A 20,599-nucleotide genomic window follows, 5' to 3' on the forward strand; every position below is an offset into this window, starting at 1 on the left:
ACCAGGGAATTAAGGGTAAAAAACCGGCGGAAATGGTCAATATAAATAACAAAAAATAAACTCTAGTTCATTACCGAATTACTAAACCTTTACAGTAATGACGATATTGGGCATAAAAAAAGCTTTGCAGTAGTGCAAAGCTTTTTGTTTTATTATAGATAGATGTTATGCGTATTCATTTGATTATAGAATCAGGATCAACAATAAAATGATGATAATGATTGCACCAACTGAAAGGTAAACACCTCCAGAAATTGCACGGGCCTGACCTTTTAATTCTCTTAACTCGCTACGTAAAGCTTTACGCTCTGCTTTCGTTAAGTTAGATTTGTCCATGTCTCTGATTTCTTCAACGCGGGTTTTAATTCTTTCCAGCTTTACGGCTTGGTCTGCAGTCAATTCTGTTGGATTTTTTGCAGGCTTATCAGCTGCTTGAGCTGAATTAAAACTAATGCCTAGAGAGAAAACCAAGGCTAGCGTGTAGATGAATTTTTTCATAATATCTAATTTTTTAGTGTTCGATCTCTAGATAACAAAAAACCTACCAAAATGTTCTGGTAGGTTTTGAAAAGCATTAATTTAACTGTTAAAATTCTTATTTGATCTCGAAAATGGCATTTACTGTGAAATTCAGCTTAATTTTTTTAAAATCAATTTCGGGTGCGCCAGCGGCATCAGCCATTTCAGCTTTCATCGCGTAATTTCTATAAACGGGTTGTATTACATTGTCTCCACCGTCTTGTATTTCAATTACACCACCTAATTTATCACCTAAAGCCTCTACCATATATGCTGCTTTCTCTTTTGCAGCTAATAAGGCCTTAATTTTGAGCTCTTTTTTTAAGGTTTCAATTTTAGAATAATCGTAGCTTTCAATGTTAGTATTCGCAATTCCTTTGGCATCTATCGATTCTAGTATGGCGTTGAACTTATTCAGATCGCTAACTTTTAAACGGTATTGTTTGCTCGCTAAGAAATCGGGATTTTTCTTTTTTTCTGTAGCATAATTCCAGCTGCTTAAATTGCTAATGGTTAAATTTTCTTTTGCAATGCCCGCTTTTTGCACAGCGGCGTACAATTGTTTTTCCAATTCTGTAATGTCTACTTTTTTCTTTCCGTTTAAGTATTCTTTAAGTGAAATACCGATATAAATAATATCCGGTGTTACTTCTGTCTCTGCGGTTCCGCTAACATTAATTTTTCTACGTAAGTCTACTTGTTGAGCCATCGCTGATGATAATCCTAAAAATGCAACCAGTGCAAGTGCTATTAACTTTTTCATAATTATTTTTCTTTGTGTGTACTGTAATGATGTAAACTATGCACAAATTCCACACCGCTATTTTAAATATTTTAATTTTTTAATAATAAAATAGTGCAGAAGGCAGATAATGAAGCGGTTAGGTGTTTTTGTAAATCGACGAATTAATTGATTTTAATTAAATTGGACTATGAAATATCAAATTCCTAATAATCAGGACGAAATACTGCCTAATAAGTTAAGTTTAACAAGTTTAGCTGATATTAATCTATCTGAATTTGAAGGTTTTTTAAAAGCAGAGATTATCTTGTCGAAAACTTTAACCGTAAGGACAAAATTTAATGTTTCTTATATTCTCGGAATTCATAAACTAGCATTGTCGCATTTATATAGTTTTGCTGGTAAATATCAGGATGTAAATATCTCAAAGGGAGGCTTTCCTTTTGCAGCTGCAAGATTTTTAAATGACACTATGCAGCGTTTTGAGATTGAAGTATTGTATAAATTACCAAAAAGTATGCTCATAAGCAAGAGCTGATAAGCGATATAGCTAAGGTGCATGCTGAGTTATTATTAATTCATCCATTTAGAGAAGGAAATGGTAGGACAGCAAGGATTTTAGCCAATTTAATGAGTAGAAAGGCGGGATACGGTTCCTTAAAATTCGAAAAGATAAGAAATAATGAATTTGAAGATTATATTTTAGCAGTACAGGCCACTGCAAATAATGAATATAATTTAATGGAAAAATTTATAACATTTATTTTTCCAGACTAAATTCTATTTTTTTTAAAGCTGAAAGAGCTGAATCGTGAGGGATAGAAATACCTTCAATTTTAAATGAAGCAAGCATAGATTCCATAATCTGTACTCTCAAGCTAGCTTTCTTTTGTTTTTGGTCTTGCTTAATTTTCATATTAAAATATACTGAAAACCAATGAATGAATAAAATTATGCGCAAGGTTTTATGCTTAAATAGACGGAATTATAAATGGTTATAAAACCTAGCGCAGCAGAGTTTTTCTGCAGAATTTTAATCCTGTTTTGCAATAAGAATTGCAAAGGGAATTGAATTGTGGTTATTAAACCTTTGATACTTTAACAGCTGTTGGCCCTTTTTGACCCATTTCTACTTCGAATGTAACTTTATCACCTTCTTTAATCTGGGTGATTAAACCGTTTGCGTGAACAAAAATACTGTCTTGTGTTTCAGTGTTTTTAATAAAGCCGTAACCTTTACTGTCGTTAAAGAAAGTAACTGTTCCTTTTTTAACAGGATTTTCATCAACGATGTCCTCTTGTCTTGAAATACCGATCTGAATATCTTCCGTATTAATTACTTTCATTTTCTTCGGATCTGGTGGAGTAGAGGAGATGTTTCCGTTTTCATCAACATAAGCCATCATATCTTCAAGAGATAAGCCTTTTTTTGCATTAGCCTGGCGCTCTTCTTTTTTCTCTTGTTTGTCTTTTTGTTTTTTTAATCGTTTTTTTTCGTTCTCTTTTTTACTGTATGTTGCCTGAGATTTAGCCATATTTTATTTAATTGTTTTGTTTTGAAAGGTGAGTGGAATGGAGAATTATACAAAGATAACAATACTAAAGCATAAACACGATTTTATTCGGTTATGCTCTGTCATCGTAGTTAACCATAGATAATAAGCAAGCAGTTTCGTTGAGGAAATACTTATGATAAATAATAGATGCTTTGACATCGCTACAATTGACCGCTTTTTATAGATAGATCGTCATTGCTGACGACTACTCGCGGCTTATCATAGGTTAAAGGATTTTATGTAATTAAACTTTAAGATGCTTGATTATCCCATTTATCTTTATCTACCTGATAAACAAAATTCCATTTTAATGGCTCACCATAATAGGCTACTTCTAATTCAGCGATTTTAACGGCCCCTAATTTTTCAGCTGCTTTTTGTGAACGGAAATTAGTGGCTCCAATATGTAAAATTACTTTGTTTACAAATTGAAAAGCATAGTTGAGCATTAAAGCTTTTAAGGCCTTATTATGCCCCTTGCCCCAAAACTCACGGGCAATAAAAGTGTAGCCAATGGCAACCGAACGCTCTATTTCATTTAGTTCGTAGTATCTGGAACTACCCACAACTTTATTGGTTCCTTTTTCATAAACGATAAAAGCACCCTTCGATTCTATTGCACCTTTAAAGAAATTTTCGAAAACTTCCCTCTTGTAACGGTCTTTATTGGGGTGCTGCTCCCAAATCAAAGGATCGGAAGCTACTGCAAAAAGAACTTCAAAATCTTCTTCTTTTAAGGGAACTACGGTAATTAAATCGTTTGCTAGTGTAGGCTGTAGATCGAAATTCATATGGCTTGAATGTATAAACGGCTGGCTATGGAGCCAGCCGTTTATAATTTATTTTTTGTGCCCCTGAAACGAGTTCAGGGTGACGCATCTGTGTTGTTAGTTTACCAAACCTTCAATTTCTACCACTTCTTGGGCATCTTTTTGATAATCAACTTTATCAATTTCGAAACCAAACAAGCTTAAGAAATCAGATCTGTACCCTGGTAAATCACCTATTGTTGGTAAAGTTTCGGTTGTTGCTTCTTTCCAAAGTTCGGCAACTTTAGCTTGTACATCCTCGCGCATTTCCCAATCGTCTATTCTGATTCTTCCTTTTTCATCAACAGGAACAGGGCTGCCTGTATATAAACGATCAGCATATAAACGTTGGATCTGTTCAATTGTACCTTCGTGGATACCTTCTGCTTTCATTACTTTATACAACAACGAAATATATAACGGGATTACCGGAATAGCAGAACTTGCCTGTGTTACCAATGCTTTGTTAACCGATACGTAAGCCTTGCCATCAATATCTTTTAATTTATCGCTAATTTTAAAAGCAGTTGCTTCTAAGTCATCTTTGGCTCTTCCGATAGTTCCTTTACGGTATACTGGTTCGGTTAAAGCAGGGCCGATGTATGAATAAGCTACTGTGGTTGCACCTTCGGCAAGCAGGTTTTCTGCTTTTAAGGCATCAATCCACATAGCCCAATCTTCGCCGCCCATTACCGCAATGGTGTTGGCAATATCTTCTTCGGTAGCAGGTTCGATAGAAATTTCGGTTACATTGCCCGTGTGGAAATCGACAGTTTTATTGGTATAAGTTCCTCCGATCGGTTTTAAGGTAGATCGGTGAAGCACTTCCGTATCAGGATGTTTCCTCACTGGTGATGCCAGGCTATAAATGACCAAATCAACCTGGCCGAGATCAGCTTTGATCAATTCGATTGTTTTTTCTTTAATTTCTTTAGAGAATGCGTCGCCATTAATGCTTTTTGCATATAAACCAGCAGCATGGGCTTCTTTTTCAAAGGCTGCACTATTGTACCAGCCTGGTGATGCAGTTTTGCCTTCAGAAGGTGCCTTTTCGAAAAATACGCCAATTGTAGAAGCTCCGGAACCATAAGCAGCAGTAATACGCGAAGCTAAACCGAAACCGGTTGATGCACCAATTACCAATACTTTTTTAGGACCGTTTATAGCGCCTTTAGATTTTACATATTCAATTTGATTCTTTACGTTTTGCGTGCAACCATCAGGATGTGCGGTTAAACAGATAAAGCCCCTCATTCTAGGTTCGATAATCATTTTTTGTTCTATTTACGTTTTGTAATGTTAAAATAAGTGCCATTTTAAGGATATTGAAAATACCATAATGCCCAAATCTTTAACGAAGATAAATTTTTAATTGCTTAACGTTAAATGAAATTTGTTTTTAACCGTAAAAGCATGTAAGGTTTTCGGGAATCGTGCTGAGTTTTATGTTAGGTCTGAGTGGAGACGAAGACTTATCACAGCGGGAATTGAGTTTTATGAAGCGCACTACATGGTATTGGCTGAGCGTTTTTGTTAGGTGATTGTACCTCCGGTTCTCTTCCACCAATTTGCGACTAATTTTACTGTCGAGGTAAAGGAGAAAGGCACGGAGAATACAAAGTTGAGCATATATATTATTAGATTTTACCTAAGACTTTCGACTACAGACTCCCGACTTTCGGACTAATTATGCTCTTCTTTCGCATATTTCTATTAATTTAGCGGCACACAGATAAAACCGGTTTATCTTTTTATGAAAAAAATATTATTATCTGCCGCTATGGTTCTCATTACGGCTGCTGGAAAGCTATATGCACAAACCCAACATCAAAATTCAGGTTGGTTTATGTTTTTAAATAATACCAAGTTTAATGATAAATGGGGCCTTCAGTTTGATGTTCAATTACGCTCGGCTGATGATTGGAGTTATTTGAGAAATACCTTAGTGCGCCCAGCTTTACAATATTTCATTAATAATAAGCACAATGTAGCCTTAGGATATTTATGGCAAACTACGCAGTCACAATCGGTAGTAGCTGGTAATTCATTTGCACATGAACATCGCATTTTTGAACAGTATATATATAACCATAAAATAAAATCGGTTTTTGCCAGCCATAGGGTAAGACTTGAGCAACGCTTTATTGGTCGCACTGGTGAAGATGTTTTTTCGCAACGTTTCCGTTATTTCGTGAGGTTAATTCAGCCGCTGCAAAAAACTCAGCCTACATTTACAAAAGGGCCATTTGCGGCTTTGCAGAACGAGGTGTTTTTAAATCTTCAGAATAGAGATAAAATTAACAATAGCGTTTTCGATCAGAATAGGTTATACCTCGCTGCGGGCTATCGTTTTTCTAAGCAATTTGACCTGGAAGCTGGATATATGAACCAGGCTACCCATGGTGTTCTGAACAATACAGTTAATAATATTATTCAACTGGCTGTTTATACGAGGTTTTAATGTTTTAAAGTCATTTTTTGTTCAACAACTCTTAAAAATGTTAAAGCTGTTGTAATTGACTGGTCTTTTTGCTCAATTTGCCGCGTGAAAAGATTTACCATTCTATTTTTAGCACTCTTGTTTGGCAAGCGCATGCAGGCACAAGAGATTAAAGCTGCTTCAACTAATAGTACGCCAACTTCGAAAAGTTTATTCAATCCTGAACATAAAAGGAAATTTTCCCGTAAAGGTGATTTTTATTTTCACTGGGGATATAATAGCTCCTGGTATGGTAAAAGCGATATTAGGTTTCAAGGGCCTAACTACGATTTTACCCTGAAAGATGTAGTTGCGCACGATAGACAATCGAAATTAAGCTGGGCCTATTTAAATCCTGGTTTGATTACTGTACCGCAATATAATATCCGTGCCGGATACTTCATCAAAGATAATTATAGTATCTCCATTGGTTGGGACCATATGAAGTATGTAATGGATATTCCACAAACTGTTGCTATTACTGGTCACATCGGGCCAAATATTTCTCCAGCCAACACTCCTACAGGTAATTTAGCTGGCGATTACAATGGCCAAAGCATTAACGTTAAGGAGAGTATGCTTACTTATGAGCATACAGATGGTTTTAATTATGCCAATATCGAGATTGAACGTTATGACGATATCTGGGTTGCTCCAGGTGGAAATACTTCTTTAACCTTAGAAACCGGTTTAGGCGGTGGCATGATGGTTCCGCGTTCAGATGTACGTTTGTTCGGACAGGGCAGAAATAACCACTTCAGTATTTCGGGCTACGGTGTTTCTGCAAAAGTTGGTCTTAAGTTTTATGTTTGGAAAAATGTTTATTTACAGAACACCACTAAGTTTGGCGCTACAAATTTAACCAATGTGCATACCACTGGCTGGGACGAGTACGACCATGCCAGTCAGAAGATTAACTATATTGAAAATATATGGCTGATCGGAGTTCAGTTTTAAAAGATATGGAAGGAGGCTTAAGTCTCCTTTGTTGTTTAGTAGAAATTGTTTCTTCTTTCTTAGCCAGTGAGGAGAAGTTGTGTTGGCTAACGTGACAAGTATGCGCAAGTTATAAACTGGTTTCGGCAGTTATTTCTTTCTTAAGTACACGCTTTTTTCTTGTCTTCTTTGTTACAGGTTTTTCGAGTGTAAACCGAAATATCAGGCCTAAAATAAAACCACTAATCAGTCCTCCAATATGGGCTGCATTATCAATACCACCAGTTAAGCCATAGAACAGGTTATAACCAATAAAAATCAAGGTCCCGATTAAAAAGGACTTGGTGAAGTTTTCGTCATAAAACTTTGAAACCAGTAGTGCAAGAAATATTCCTGATAAACCGAAGATTGCCCCAGAGGCACCAACACTAACTATCGATGGGTTCCACCATATACTTGCTAAACTGGCCATTATCCCCGTGAACAAGTAGGAAAGCAGAAATCTGATTTTGCCCAAGCGCATTTCGAGTATAAAACCTAAAAATATAAGGCCAATCATATTGGTAAGAATATGCATGATACCTCCATGTAAGAAGGTATTGGTGATTAATCTCCACCATTCTCCGTTTTTTACAAATGGGCCGAAATTTGCGCCCCAGGTTAAGAGGTCGGTCGTGGCGAAATTTATAAAACCTAGACCACTAATCACCATTGTTAAAAAGAGCAAAATGTTTATGAAAACTAAAATTGGCGTTAAATAAAAGCCATTTTTTGGCTGCAAGAAACGCAGGAATTCAATTAAATCATCATTTTTTATGGGCGTCCCGCTTTCAAATGCTCTGAGAGCCGGGCGGTCAATTTTGGGTATCAATACCATGATCAGCCAAATAATCGATAAAATACCAAAAGATATAAATATCCAGTTTGATTGATTTCCCAATCTATCTTCAAAAGGTTCTTTTCGGGCTATAAGTACCGGCGCAGTACTCCGGTCATATTTAATACAGTGCAGTATTGCAGCCTTGTAACCATCTTTATCACTACTGTTTCCAACTTGTTCCAAGTATCTGAATTCGTTGAAGCTATTGTGTTCAACATCATATTGACTTGTGGATAGTAATGTTTCGTAGTTTTCTTGTTTTTCGGCCGGTGTGAGCCTGTTGCTGATGTGTTTAGAATATTTGACGCCTAGGAATGCTTTACATTCATCGTTTTTCACATCTTTATCTATAATTGGGAGCACAACGAAAATATAAATGTTGAAATTTTCATTGTTTCTCCCACTAACTTCAACAGAAGTATTTACGCCGATATTATTTTTATCGATATTAAATTTTTTCAGCGTGTAATATTTCGATGGCTTGTGTTGATCGATTTCATTTATGCTAAATAGTAGAGTGAGTTTTCCTGTAACTTTTGGAAGATAATTTTGAGCGATTACGTTTGGAATAGATAAGGCAATCAAAATGATCATGAAATATAAATCAGGTAGTTTGTCCCTATCTGACTTTAAATTTAAAATGCGGATTCTTCGTCTAAAGAAGAACAAAGTTACAAGTAACGATACTACAGCAGGTCCTGCAAATTGAATTATAGTGTCATTGAGAGAGAAAAGTTCTAGTTTGATTGCGAGTAGCCAATGTATAAAAGTGTAACCCACGCATATTGATATAGAAATTAACAGGAATGGTATGAACAGAATATTTAGTTTCTTTACAGTTAAATCGCGTTGCATTTCTATAAAATCGAAGGCATTAATTTGCTCAATAATAGGATAAATCTTTCAGTTTCGATAACTGTTTATTACTGATATTGAAATTTATCTAAGTTATTCACTTTTGATTATTGTTAAGTAGTTTTTAACAGCATCTTCTGCTTTTTGGTTCCGCTTAATGTCTTTTTCGAAGAGTTCAATTCTCAGGTCTTTATAAAGCGCTATCGAATTTTCTAACGCAGCGATTAAAGATGTCTTATTGTATTCGGCAATGGTACTTTTGAGCAAGTTAAAATCTTTGGTTGAAAGTTGCGATTCTACTTTACGCACACCTCTTGGAAGGTTGTTGTTTTTAATGTGCAGTAGTGGACCAAACACGACCATTCTTAAAAAACCAAAGAAATCAAAAGCTTCCAGATATTCACCTCTGCCGATTTTTAAAAGGGTATAATGCATCCAAGTCCAAAAACGATCTTCAATCCATTGGTAATCCGGGTAGGGGAATTTAGCTTCAGTTTGATCGAGGATTTGTTGTAATTGATTGTCTCTGTCGATGAGTAGCAGCGGGTTTTCTACTCTCAAGGAAAATTCATCCAGGGTTAGAAATTTAATATCAACGTGTAATATAGGATTGTTGTAAAGGCAGATCAATACGAGTGGTTCGCCAACATGTTCGCCTGTAAATGCAGAGATAAGCTCGCCCAGGCGACCGGCGTATTCAATCATCTTTAATTTATCGGCCGATACTTTTTCTTTAGTGACAAGAACAAGATCGAGATCTGAAAATTCGTCGATGTCGCTGCTGAGCCAGGAGCCACCAACGGCCAGGCCGATAACGGATTCATCATTTTTTAGTGTTTCGGTGACGTTCAAGGCAAATTGCTGGTGCATCGTGTGTAAATTAAATAATATGAATATTGTTATTCGGAAATAACGATGTCAGCATTTATTAATGCAAGCTCGTTTTCAATTTTGTTTTTACTGAAAAAGACTGATAGGTCTTGGAGCCTTTTTTTATTGTCGTATTTTAATGTTGAATTTAATTTTTGTTGACATCCGGAACATAATCTTGCTATGCTTCTATCCGTTTCAGCTAGGCTATTTGTGCCGTTCATTAAGCAATTCGCTTCAATGCAATGGGTTAGGCCAAACATGTGACCAATTTCGTGCGACGAGGTTTTTAAAAGTCTTTGCAGGCTTAAATTAAATTGTTTGGGGGTAAGTGGCCTTTGGTGAAATCTGTAAATTGAACCTACTGCCAGTCCTTTATCGTAAGACGCAAGCCCAAATACAAAATTCCACTTTTCGCTTGGGTATAAGTCCATTTCTATTATGCCCATCATTACAATTGCATCTTTCGGTTTTTGCACTGCAATAATCGTATCGCGCAGGTATGTGGCTAAAAGCTGTTCATGGTGTTGGTTTATTCTCCTTGCACCTAAAGGGATTATTTTATTGTTTGAACTTTGTTGTATCCGGGTTTTAATCTGGAAGAAATTTTCCAGGTATTGGCGGGTTAACTCGATCTGCTTCCATTCGAGACCTGAGAAATCTCCAATAGGTTTTAGATAAATGGTATGACGTGTACCATCAGGAGTTAAGGGATAGGTCTTTTGGTAATCACCAAGTGTTAGCATACGTTCCTTATGAGAAAAAAGCCAATCGCCTTTTTGGGGCTTTTTTAAGGGAATATCATTTTTGGCTATTGCATTAAAATAGTTTGTATTGTTATTACAGGATATAAAGCATAAAATAACTAACATACAAAGTGAAAAATGTTTAATGCAGCTGTACATGTTTTGAATTTTATTATACATCCAACAATCGCCTGTGATAGTTAATTTGCCCCAGGTGATAAGCCAAATGAGTGGCGAGGTGCGTGAGAAAATATTCGGTTGAGGTTTTTTCTTCCAAAACCAGTAAAGGATATTCAGCATCAATTTCAGCCAGGGTTAATTTATCGAGTGTTTGGCCAACAATAGCAATGGTTTTGTCTATTTTTTCAATCAGTTCGTAGCGAGGCAGATCCTTTAACGAAAATTCGAGTTCACGGTTTCGTACATAACCACTGCCTCCCAATGTTGCCCCGATGTAGGTATTTAAATTACCAATTAAGTGTAAACATAGATTGCCGGCCGAATTGGCTATACTTAGGTGTATTATCCATAAGTTAGCTTCGTTTTTATACGATTCGATCTCGGTTTTTAATTTGTTGAGATCCCGGTTGAAAAGTGTTTTTAAGGTTTGAGTAAGCATGTGAAAATTCTTAAGATATTATTTGTATTGCTACCAAGCGAATATAAATATTTGATAGCATAATGTAGCTTTTCAAAGCATTTCTTATCCAGTTAAGTGAAGGAATTGAAATGATAGCGGGACCAAAGATCTTTTGTAAAAAAGGTACTGACCACGCAGTAGCTATTAGGCCTTTAAAACCAATAGGAAACAACTAATAAAACAAGTTCAGCATGACGATCACGTTTGGAAATAACGCTAAAAATTTATCCTTTACCAACAAAAAAACACCTACAATTTCTTGTAGGTGTTTCTCTATTAAAAAGGGCTTTAATTTATACTTTTCTTACTCCGCCTGAGCCAATAACAGTTTTATCTACACTTGGATTACCGGAATAATTTACACTTCCTGATCCGCTGATCACTGCTCTAATGCTTTCGCTTACCGCAATATTCACAGTTCCTGAACCGCTAATGGTGCTGTTTAAAGTTTTTGTAGAAAAAGATTTACCTGCAAAAGTTCCCGAGCTACTGATCACCACTTTGGCATGATCTGCACCTCCTGTAATATTTATCGAACCAGAACCGCTGATTACACCACTATAGTTATCTACATCTGCTGTTGCTTTAATGCTTCCAGAACCGCTTACGGTTGTGGTTAGACTACCAGTGCTGATTTTTCCATTTACGGTTAAACTTCCATCACCGCTAACAGTTAAACTTGCTAATTCTCTGGCCGATACATAAGCTGTTATTTTTTTACCTTCATATTTTCTAGACCAGCTTGTGATGCTGGTTTGCGGACGGATAACTAAAACATTGCCTTTTACTTCGGTAACGATTGTGGCCAATGCATCTGCATCGCCTTCTAAACGACAACTTTCACTATTGCCTAAAGTTACAATTACGTTTATAGGGCCTGCTGCAGCAACTCCATTGAAATTTTTCACCTCCCTGTCGTCGCCGTTATTTTTTGAAGTGTTGATACTGATCTGATTTTTAGCAATTACATTGATACTAGAGGTTAATGTAAGTGATGCCAATAATATTGCAAATACTTTTTTCATGGTATAGTTTTATTTTTAGATAAATAATGAGCTTTTTCTTATAAGACGATGGTTTTGTTGAAAAGTTGCATAAGATGCAATTTAATTCTCCTTATCAGTATTTTTTAATGTGCCTAATAAAGAAGAGCCTGGATCACTCTAATTGGTCACGTTGAGCCTATCGAAACACTTTCGAAACATTTAAAAAGAGGTTCTACGATAAGCTCTCCGTAGGACTCCTTTGGACAGGACGATATTTTATACTTATGATACAACCTCTTCTCTAAGATTTAGCTCCCCTTTTTTGTCTTGATGTAAAACAACGGATCGTGTTTAAAGTTATCTGCATTTATGCTGGCATCTACTTTAATGGTTTTCCAATCGTTTGTGGGTTTAATTAAGGTATAAGCGCCTGTTTTTAGCGTTACACGTACTGGCATATCAAAATCTTTTACATCCGTAATCCATCGGTAAGAGAGGATACCATTATTGACTTTATATGCCAGAACAGGGATCTTCGTATAACGTAAATACTGATCAAAAACTTTGTCTAATTTAAGGCCACTTTGTTTGGCTATGTAATTTTCGATCTGAGCAGTGCTTACCGTTTGATGGTAAAATGTTTTGTTTATTCCGCGGAGAATCTGTCTGAATTTTTCATCGTTATTGATGAGTTGGCGGATAGTACTAATCAAATTTGCACCTTTCGGATACATATCGCCAGAGCCTTCTTTGTTTACGCCATAAGGGCCTATCACGGGTGAATCATTATGGATAATCTTCTGCAATCCGATTACATATTCATTTGCAGCTGCTTTGTTCTCGGTACATTCGGTAAACAATACCTCTGAATAATTGGTAAAACCTTCATGAATCCACATATCGGCAATATCTTTTGAGGTAATATTATTACCAAACCATTCGTGGCCGCTTTCGTGGATGGTAATGAAATCCCATTTTAAGCCATGGCCGGTTCCGCTTAAATCTTTACCTAGATAACCTGGTTTAAATTGATTGCCATAAGCTACTGCGCTTTGATGTTCCATGCCTAAATGTGGTGCCTGAACCAATTTGTAGCCATCTTTGTACCATGGGTAAGGACCAAACCAATATTCGAAACATTTTAGCATGGGTTTCACATCGGCATCCCAATGTGGGCGGGCTTTGGCGCTATCGGTTTGCAACGCCCAGTAATCGATGCTGAGTTTCCCGTTTTCACCATCATAACTGTCTTGCCAGTGGGCATATTTGCCAATGTAAAAGGTTACATCGTAATTGTTGATGGGGTTAGCAACAAACCAATTGTATTGTTTGTAACCATCGGGCTTATCTACCGTATTTCTCAACCTTCCGTTAGATATTTCCTGTAAATTTTTAGGAACACTAATGCTGATTAGCATACTATCTACCTCGTCGCTCTGGTGATCTTTATTTGGCCACCATACACTTGCTCCTAAACCCTGGCAGGCCACAGAAACAAAAGGATTACCTGCTTCATCTTTTTTGAAGATAAAACCACCATCCCAAGGCGGTGTTTTTGCTACTAAAGGATTGCCTGAATAGAAAACTGTGAATTTATCTTTGCTTCCTTTTTTTACTGCTTTAGGGAAGGTTACAAAAACCGCATTGTATGCTCGGGTAAAAGGTAAATCAGCACCTTTGTATACTACTTTATCTACTTTTAAGTTATCAAAAAGATCGAACTGTAATTTGGTGAAATCTTGCGTGGCAGTAAAAGCAAATTCATTGCTCCCGCTTACTGTTTTCTGGTCGATATCTATTTTCACATCTAAGTGGTAATAATTAATATCGTAACAGGTGCGTAAAGGGGTAAGTGTTCCGCGGAGGCTATCGGCCCGGGAGTTTACCTGGTTTTTGCCGAGCATTTGCGCCTGTGCACCAAAAATGCAGAGGGCGATGGCAAGGATGGATAGTAATTTTTTCATTTGTTATTTTATCGTTAAAAACGGTCAGGCTATTTACACGCTCGTTAGAAACGAGCGTGAGCTTTCCCGCAATGACGAATTTTATTTACTTCAACACTGAAACAGTAATAAACGAGCTGTTGTGCACATCGTGATAAATTTTGTGCGTAGCTTTCTGGAAATCCTGCGGTTCAGCCTGATAGATATCCATAAATTTCTGCGGATTGCGGTCGGCTAAAGGGAACCATGAGTTTTGAATCTGGATCATGATTTTATGGCCTTTTTTAAAAGTATGTGCTACATCTGGCAAAGGGTAATTTACTTTAGTGATGGCACCTGGAACAAAAGGCTCTGGTTTTTCGAAACTGTTGCGGTATTTTCCACGCATAATTTCTCCGCGCACCAACATTTCGTAGCCGCCCATAATCAGGTTTTTAGGATTAGGCTCTGGGTTTGGTGCATCTTCAGGATAAACATCAATCAATTTAACTACATAATCGGCATCAGTACCAGTAGTAGAAACCACTAAGTTGGCTAAAACAGGGCCTGTTAAGGTAATATCTTCCCTTAAGGCATCACTTTGATAAGTTTTTACATCCGGACGGCGGGCAGCAAAACGTTGATCGTCGATCATGTATTCGCGGGTACGTCTGGCCTGAATACCATTCTGGTAAGGTACAGGGTTATTTGGATCGCTCACATATTCATCCCAGCTATCGGTTCTGCCCACTTTTTCGAAACTGAGTTTCCCATTAGGTTGTAAATACAGGTTTTTGCTTTCTACCTCTTGTGGTGGCCATGTTTTGAACTTTTTCCATTCGTTACTTCCGGTTACAAAAATATTGGCTTCTGCTGCATTAAAATCTCCTTCACCTTTTAAATAATGTTTAAAGAAGGGCAGTTCGTATTGTTGTTGATAATCGATACTGGTGGTTTTGCCGAAATTAATATCGCCGAAGTAAGAACCATCACTACGTACCCAACCGCCGTGAAACCAAGGTCCTGCAACCAGGATATTGTTGGCGCCGGGATTCTGTTTCTCAATGGCTTTGTAGGTATCAAAAGTTCCATAAGCATCTTCAGCGTCGAAAAAGCCACCCACCACCATCACCGCAGGTTTTACGTTGGTTAAATGAGGGGTAATTAAACGTGCTTTCCAAAAGGTATCTAAGTTTGGGTGTTTAAATAAATCGTTCCAGAATTTAATACTATCTGCAAAATACCGGTCTTTTAGGTTCTTAACCGATCCGGCTTCTAAATAAAAGCGATAATTATCTTGAATGGGGAACTGAAAACCTTTAGGCCCTTTATCTGGTGTAATGGATTTAGGCCTTGGCACGCCAAAACTGCTCATAAAACTAAAGGCATCCATTAGAAATAATGTACCACGGTGGTGAAAATCGTCACCCATAAACCAATCGGTAACCGGTGCCTGAGGAGAAACGGCCTTTAGTGCCGGGTGTGCATTGGGCAATGAGGTGGTAGAATAGAAACCAGGGTACGAAATGCCATAAATGCCAGCATTGCCATTGTTGCCTTTCACGTTTTTAACTAACCAATCAATGGTGTCGTAAGTATCCGTACTTTCATCAATCGCTGTTTTAGATTTTTTTCCAGTTAATTGAGGGCGGATATCAGTAAAAGTACCCTCGCTCATCCATCTGCCCCTAACATCTTGATATACAAAAATAAATCCTTCACGCATCATTGCCGGAAAGTTCCCCAAACTGAGCTTATATTTATCTTCGCCATATGGCGCAACAGTATAGGGGGTACGGTTAATTAAAAATGGATATTTTTTGGTTTGATTTTTGGGTATATAAATGGAAGTGAAGAGTTTAACTCCATCGCGCATGGGGATCTGGCGTTCTATTTTGGTGTAGTTTTCTCTAACATATGCCGAGTCGGTTTGCTGGGCTATTAATTCATTAGAAATAAACAGACAAAATAAAAGGCTGAAAATTCTGGTAAGGTTCATTTAAGCTAGTTTTTAGGAATAAAATTTAAATATAGTTGATTAACGATTGATTAAAAAAAATAGCTCGTAAAAGGTTTGTTAGTAATATAGAATGGAAGAGATATGTCGGATAATGGAATAGTCAGAAAGTAGGAAGATAGAGATTAGCAACCTGGTGTGCAAGAAACTGCTATTTATAACCCTTTCTTCGTCATCACTTTATCAAAATTTAGTTAAATATTGTTAAGGGATAATCTTTTAGGAATTTTCATCGTCATATAGATATCGACATAAACACAAAATAATGAATAGGTTATTGAATAAAGGATTGGTTGTTTTCGCTGCAGCAGCGATGATTGCAACCTTGAGTATCGAAAGTGTTTCAGCACAGCGACCAAGTAGGAGTGGCGGTGGTGGCGGTTCTTTTGGCGGAGGCAGATCGGGCTCAATTGGCTCATCAAGGGGTGGTGGTTCCATTTCCCGCCAGCCATCTATGCGCGCACCAAGCAGGAGCAGTTTTTCTCCGGGTATCCGTTCTGGCAGACCAAGTTATGGTTATAACAGGCCAGGGTATCGCCCAGGATATGGCAGGCCGGGGTATGGTTACAGATTTGGTTATGGAAGAGCTTACTACAGGCCATACTACAGTTATTACAATTTTTACAGACCGTTTTTAGGTTTCAGGATTAGTGTGTTGCCTTATGGCTATTATCCATTCTGGTACGGTCCAACCCAGTTTTATTATTCTGGTGGATTATTTTATCAGCAAAATAACGATCAATATGAAGTGGTAACTCCGCCAGTTGGTGCCGAGGTTCCTAATTTACCATCAGACGCTAATCTGGTTACCATTAATGGTGTTGATTATTACGAATACAAAGGCGTTTATTATACCCAAAAAGAAAATGCTGATGGTAAAAGTGTATACGTAGTTGCCGGAAAAGATAGTATTTTAAATACAACGGATGGGCCAGTTGATACGCACAATATAGGTGATATTATTAATCAACTGCCAGAAGGATGCAGAGAGGTAACTATTAAAAACGAAAAATATTTTGTTTCGCCCGATGATGTTTACTATGAAGAAATAGTAGATGGAACAAACATTACTTACCGCGTAATCGGTAAATTATTTTGATACTTCAGAGTTGTCAACTTTTCGGCCAGGTGGCTATTAAAGTTGACAACTCTTTTTGGTTTTCTCCCAGTATTTTCTAAATTTTACTGCCTAAATACTTTAGGTTTGAAAAAATTCTCAAAGATTTCCACCTTTTATTTTGCAATTGCACTCTTTCTGGTTTCTTGCTCTGCAACAAGATATGCTTCGGTTAGCCAGAATGAAACCCGTATTTCGTCGGTTAAATTTCTCCATGAATATGTTATGCCGTTAAATCAGGTTTTCGAAAATTCGGTGGTTGGTGGTTTATCAGGGATTGATTATGATGCCGTTCACAATTTGTATTACCTGATCAGTGATGATCCTTCGCAGTTTAGTCCGGCGAGGATCTACACTGCACAGCTAGATCTCAAAGAAAATAAAATTGATACGATCCGTATAACAGGTGTTACCTATCTTTTACAGGAAAACGGAAAGCAATATCCTAAATATGATACGGATAAAAGCGTGAAGCCGGATGGCGAGTCTGTTCGTTATAATCCGGTTACCAGACAATTAATTTGGAGCAGCGAAGGAGAACGGTTGTTTAAAAATGGCGATACAACCATTGTTCAACCCAGTTTAACTTTTATTTCTACAGGCGGGAAGTTTTTGGATACCATTCCGTTACCCAAAGGTTTCCAATTTACGAAAACTGAAAGCGGTCCACGCAAGAATGCATTGTTTGAGGGTTTAACTTATACCGATCATTATAAAACATTATATGCCAGTTTAGAGGAGCCTTTATACCAGGATGGCCCACAATCTTCTTTTGGCTATGATAAGGCTTTAACCAGGATTTTAAAGTTCGATGTGGCTACTAAAAAGAATACGGCACAATATGCCTATAATCTTGATGCTTTACCTGTGAAGCCCACAGTAGACAATGACTGGAATGTAAATGGCATTTCAGAAATACTCGCCATTAACAATCATACACTTTTGGTAATGGAAAGGGCCTGGGCCAAAGGCCATGACGATCATACCTTTATAAAACTTTACCTGGTTGATCTGAGTGGTGCAGAAAATGAAATTGATAATACATCGTTCCTTAAAAATCATCCAAGGCCATTAACTAAAAAATTGCTTTTCGATTTTGATTCCTTAAACAAGCATATCGATAATTTTGAAGGTGTAACTTTTGGACCAAAACTTGCAAACGGACACCATTCCCTGATATTCTGTGTAGATAATAATTTTGGAAAATCGCAGGTACAGCAGTTTTTTCTTTTCGAGATCATCCCATAACATCATTCCAATTTAAAATCTATAAATGAGTAAAATAAAAGCCCTGCTTTTCGATTTAGACGGTACATTAATTGATTCTGAAAAGTTTCATTTCGATTGTTGGAATACGTTTTTATGCCCATATAATGTTAACATTGAATTTAAAGACTGGCTAAGCAATTATGCTGGGATTCCTCTGCCTAAAAATGCAAAAACGATCATAGAGCGCTATAAAATTGATGAAGATTTAGAAAGCTTTATTGATAGAAGAGAAAAAGTAACTTTTGATGGTTTTAGGACAACTGATATTCAGTTAATGCCCTTTGCATTAGAATTTATTAAGTTTGCATACGAAAAAGGGCTTACACTGGCTGTGGTTACCGCTAGTCCTAAAATTGATGTTGAAGCTGTTTTTGAGCGAAATGGTTTGGCTAAGTATTTCAGTTTATTTATTACCAGAACAGATGTAAATAAATCTAAGCCCGATCCCGAAAGTTATAATCTTTGTGTAGAGCGGTTAGGCCTTGAAAAAGATGAATGCCTTGTTTTTGAAGATACTTTAAACGGAGTTAAATCTGCTCTGGCTGCAGGCATAACCTGTTACGCCATTCAAAGCAATGTAAGGGCACATCAAAAACTAAAAATAGCAGACGAATTATTCCTCAGCTTTGCGAATGCCAAAGAATTTATGCTGCAAAAAGAATTGATCTGATATTAAAGTAGGCCCTGACCGGTGGCATTGCTAATGAGTTCGGCAATATTTTTGGCATGAAGTTTTTGTAACAGGTTTTTCTTATGGTTATCGACCGTAAATTTGCTCAAAAAAAGTATCTCGGCAATTTTTGATGCGGTTAAGCCCTGTGCTACCAGTTTCAGGATTTCGCTTTCCCTTGAGGTGAGTTTTATAAGACCCCATTTTGTTTTTGAGGGCGATTTTGTTATCACATCTGTAACCCCTTTGCTAAAAGTGATCTTACCCTCAAGAGCCTCGTTTATGCAGTTGCCAATTTCATCTATCGACGCATCTTTAAGGATATAACCGTTTGCGCCGTTCTCCAGCATCTTGGTAATGGCGCTCCTTTCCAGGTGATTGCTTAGTGCTATAACAATGGTGTCGGGTGCTATTCTTTTGATTTCCTTACACAATATCATGCCATTGATATCTGGCAGGATAATATCGATAAGGGTAATGTTGACCGGATTTTTTTTAATGTAAGTGAGAAGATCCTGCCCATTGGTAAAGCTGGCTATAATTTCAAATCCTTCGTTTTTGCCCAATAGCTTAGTTAATCCCTCTATAATAATGGGATGGTCATCAGCAAGAACGAGTGTTGGTTTAGGCTTTAACATTTAATTCTATATTAATTGAAGTACCTGGTTGATTGGATCCGGGTACCGGTTTCTATTTTTCCGGATATTGTTTGCTCATTACAGGTGTTTGCGGAAATGCAATCAAAAACCTGCAGAACATCAATAAAAAAATATCAATAACTTCCTCATTTGCTAATACTGCACATTAATCCGCTGTACGTGGTATGGGAGAAACGAGCGGAAGCCATCACCACAATTTAATTTTACGGGATGACCGAAATTAGCTTAAAAAAAAGACATTAAGTAGCTATTTATAGCCATATGTAAAAAAGGTTAATTTTCGCTATAGTTATGGTGCTTAATTGAAATTAAATTTGATTATGGATGACGACAGGGATGCCGAAAACTGTTGATAAGAGTAGGCTTATTAAGGAAACAAATATGATGAAAAAGATAGGGATTTTATGCTTGGCCTTTCTGTTGTTAGGCTTAGTAAATGCAAAGGCACAAGGTGCTGTTGATCGCTTATTAGGTAAAATTGACAAGGTAAGCGAGAAAGTAGATAAGGCAGGCGCCACTGCTGATAAAGCCGGAAAAACAGGTAGTTTGATCAGTAATTTTTTCGGTAAAAAGAAAGATAATACAAGTGCAGTTGTGGCTGCAGAAACACAAACCATTGTAAATATTAGCGGTGCTGATTTTGCTACCTTAAAAAGTATTGCAGAAAAAGCAGAAAATACAAAAGGGGTAATCAGCGTAAAAACGAAATTCAGTACTGGTGGTTCCAGCATTAGCCTGCAACATAGTGGTACCAGTGATGATCTGTTAAAAGCACTTCAAAAAACAAATCCTATAGTTTTTGCCGAAAAAAATATTTCAGGGATGGAAGACGGACAGATCTCCATTATCATAAAAAAATAGAGCAATATTTTATTGCCAAAAGGCGAGCTAAGGTGTAATCTAAAATTTATTGCACAGCAAATACGG

The 20,599-nt window shown here is 37.1% G+C and carries 22 protein-coding genes; 8 read left to right on the forward strand and 14 right to left on the reverse strand.

From position 1 onward, the window contains the following. Positions 1-183: 183 nt before the first annotated feature. Entirely contained in the window at positions 184-498 is a 315-nt protein-coding gene (locus HDC90_RS21215; protein ID WP_184469990.1) for a hypothetical protein, read from the reverse strand. A 97-nt stretch (positions 499-595) separates the two neighbouring features. Beyond that, positions 596-1,282, reverse strand: a complete 687-nt coding sequence (locus tag HDC90_RS21220; protein WP_108197503.1) for an SIMPL domain-containing protein — start codon at positions 1,280-1,282, stop codon at positions 596-598. 169 nt (positions 1,283-1,451) lie between these two features. Between HDC90_RS21220 and HDC90_RS25380 the strand changes: the two genes are divergently transcribed. Further along, positions 1,452-1,799, forward strand: coding sequence for a hypothetical protein (locus tag HDC90_RS25380; RefSeq protein WP_221451917.1), 348 nt, complete (start codon positions 1,452-1,454; stop codon positions 1,797-1,799). 17 nt (positions 1,800-1,816) lie between these two features. Then, on the forward strand, positions 1,817-2,038 hold the full coding sequence (locus HDC90_RS25795; RefSeq protein ID WP_221451918.1) for a Fic family protein: 222 nt from the start codon (positions 1,817-1,819) through the stop codon (positions 2,036-2,038). Here the strand turns inward: HDC90_RS25795 and HDC90_RS21230 are convergent. The 4 genes from HDC90_RS21230 to fabV form a co-directional block, all read right to left on the reverse strand. Continuing rightward, a complete protein-coding gene (locus HDC90_RS21230) occupies positions 2,022-2,177 on the reverse strand; it encodes a hypothetical protein (protein ID WP_184469992.1) in 156 nt (51 codons plus the stop codon). The two genes, HDC90_RS25795 and HDC90_RS21230, sit on opposite strands and share 17 nt — an antisense overlap. A 166-nt stretch (positions 2,178-2,343) precedes the next feature. Next, entirely contained in the window at positions 2,344-2,796 is a 453-nt protein-coding gene (locus HDC90_RS21235) for a cold-shock protein (protein WP_184469994.1), read from the reverse strand. A gap of 272 nt (positions 2,797-3,068) precedes the next feature. Further along, entirely contained in the window at positions 3,069-3,608 is a 540-nt protein-coding gene (locus tag HDC90_RS21240; protein ID WP_184469996.1) for a GNAT family N-acetyltransferase, read from the reverse strand. 96 nt (positions 3,609-3,704) lie between these two features. Continuing rightward, complete coding sequence (gene fabV / locus HDC90_RS21245; RefSeq protein ID WP_184469998.1) at positions 3,705-4,898, reverse strand: enoyl-ACP reductase FabV; 1,194 nt, start codon at positions 4,896-4,898, stop codon at positions 3,705-3,707. Positions 4,899-5,379: 481 nt separating this feature from the next. Here fabV and HDC90_RS21250 point away from each other — a divergent pair, with 481 nt between their 5' ends. Next, positions 5,380-6,087 carry a DUF2490 domain-containing protein gene (locus tag HDC90_RS21250; RefSeq protein ID WP_184470000.1) on the forward strand — a complete coding sequence of 236 codons (708 nt, stop codon included), beginning with the start codon at positions 5,380-5,382 and terminating at the stop codon, positions 6,085-6,087. A gap of 84 nt (positions 6,088-6,171) precedes the next feature. Beyond that, positions 6,172-7,062: a hypothetical protein gene (locus HDC90_RS21255; protein ID WP_370576662.1), complete on the forward strand. Its 891-nt coding sequence runs from the start codon at positions 6,172-6,174 to the stop codon at positions 7,060-7,062. A gap of 109 nt (positions 7,063-7,171) precedes the next feature. Here HDC90_RS21255 and HDC90_RS21260 read toward each other — a convergent pair whose 3' ends face one another. From HDC90_RS21260 to HDC90_RS21290, 7 genes are all read right to left on the reverse strand, one after another. Next, complete coding sequence (locus tag HDC90_RS21260; protein WP_184470002.1) at positions 7,172-8,515, reverse strand: rhomboid family intramembrane serine protease; 1,344 nt, start codon at positions 8,513-8,515, stop codon at positions 7,172-7,174. 354 nt (positions 8,516-8,869) lie between these two features. After that, the gene (locus HDC90_RS21265; RefSeq protein ID WP_221451919.1) at positions 8,870-9,646 is read right to left on the reverse strand and encodes a hypothetical protein; all 777 of its coding nucleotides are present in this window, start codon (positions 9,644-9,646) and stop codon (positions 8,870-8,872) included. A gap of 29 nt (positions 9,647-9,675) precedes the next feature. Then, on the reverse strand, positions 9,676-10,518 hold the full coding sequence (locus HDC90_RS21270) for an archaemetzincin (protein ID WP_221451920.1): 843 nt from the start codon (positions 10,516-10,518) through the stop codon (positions 9,676-9,678). Positions 10,519-10,564: 46 nt separating this feature from the next. Next, positions 10,565-11,011, reverse strand: coding sequence for a DUF1572 family protein (locus HDC90_RS21275; protein ID WP_184470004.1), 447 nt, complete (start codon positions 11,009-11,011; stop codon positions 10,565-10,567). Positions 11,012-11,325: 314 nt separating this feature from the next. Beyond that, a complete protein-coding gene (locus HDC90_RS21280) occupies positions 11,326-12,057 on the reverse strand; it encodes a head GIN domain-containing protein (RefSeq protein ID WP_184470006.1) in 732 nt (243 codons plus the stop codon). A 269-nt stretch (positions 12,058-12,326) separates the two neighbouring features. Continuing rightward, positions 12,327-13,982: a M1 family metallopeptidase gene (locus HDC90_RS21285; protein WP_184470008.1), complete on the reverse strand. Its 1,656-nt coding sequence runs from the start codon at positions 13,980-13,982 to the stop codon at positions 12,327-12,329. 85 nt (positions 13,983-14,067) lie between these two features. Then, complete coding sequence (locus tag HDC90_RS21290) at positions 14,068-15,939, reverse strand: CocE/NonD family hydrolase (protein WP_184470010.1); 1,872 nt, start codon at positions 15,937-15,939, stop codon at positions 14,068-14,070. Between the two features lie 283 nt (positions 15,940-16,222). Here HDC90_RS21290 and HDC90_RS21295 point away from each other — a divergent pair, with 283 nt between their 5' ends. The 3 genes from HDC90_RS21295 to HDC90_RS21305 all read left to right on the forward strand — a co-directional run bounded on the left by HDC90_RS21295 (position 16,223) and on the right by HDC90_RS21305 (position 19,013). After that, positions 16,223-17,056, forward strand: a complete 834-nt coding sequence (locus HDC90_RS21295) for a DUF6515 family protein (RefSeq protein WP_184470012.1) — start codon at positions 16,223-16,225, stop codon at positions 17,054-17,056. A 105-nt stretch (positions 17,057-17,161) separates the two neighbouring features. Continuing rightward, positions 17,162-18,322 (forward strand): esterase-like activity of phytase family protein, encoded by a 1,161-nt coding sequence (locus tag HDC90_RS21300; protein WP_184470013.1) that lies wholly within the window; start codon positions 17,162-17,164, stop codon positions 18,320-18,322. 25 nt (positions 18,323-18,347) lie between these two features. Further along, entirely contained in the window at positions 18,348-19,013 is a 666-nt protein-coding gene (locus HDC90_RS21305) for an HAD family phosphatase (RefSeq protein ID WP_184470015.1), read from the forward strand. 2 nt (positions 19,014-19,015) lie between these two features. On the opposite strand, the gene HDC90_RS21310 is transcribed toward HDC90_RS21305, so the two are convergent. Then, on the reverse strand, positions 19,016-19,651 hold the full coding sequence (locus HDC90_RS21310; protein ID WP_184470017.1) for a response regulator transcription factor: 636 nt from the start codon (positions 19,649-19,651) through the stop codon (positions 19,016-19,018). Positions 19,652-20,053: 402 nt separating this feature from the next. Between HDC90_RS21310 and HDC90_RS21315 the strand changes: the two genes are divergently transcribed. Further along, the gene (locus HDC90_RS21315) at positions 20,054-20,533 is read left to right on the forward strand and encodes a hypothetical protein (RefSeq protein WP_184470020.1); all 480 of its coding nucleotides are present in this window, start codon (positions 20,054-20,056) and stop codon (positions 20,531-20,533) included. Positions 20,534-20,599: the final 66 nt, after the last annotated feature.

This window comes from Pedobacter sp. AK013, from assembly GCF_014205835.1.
GTDB lineage: Bacteria > Bacteroidota > Bacteroidia > Sphingobacteriales > Sphingobacteriaceae > Pedobacter.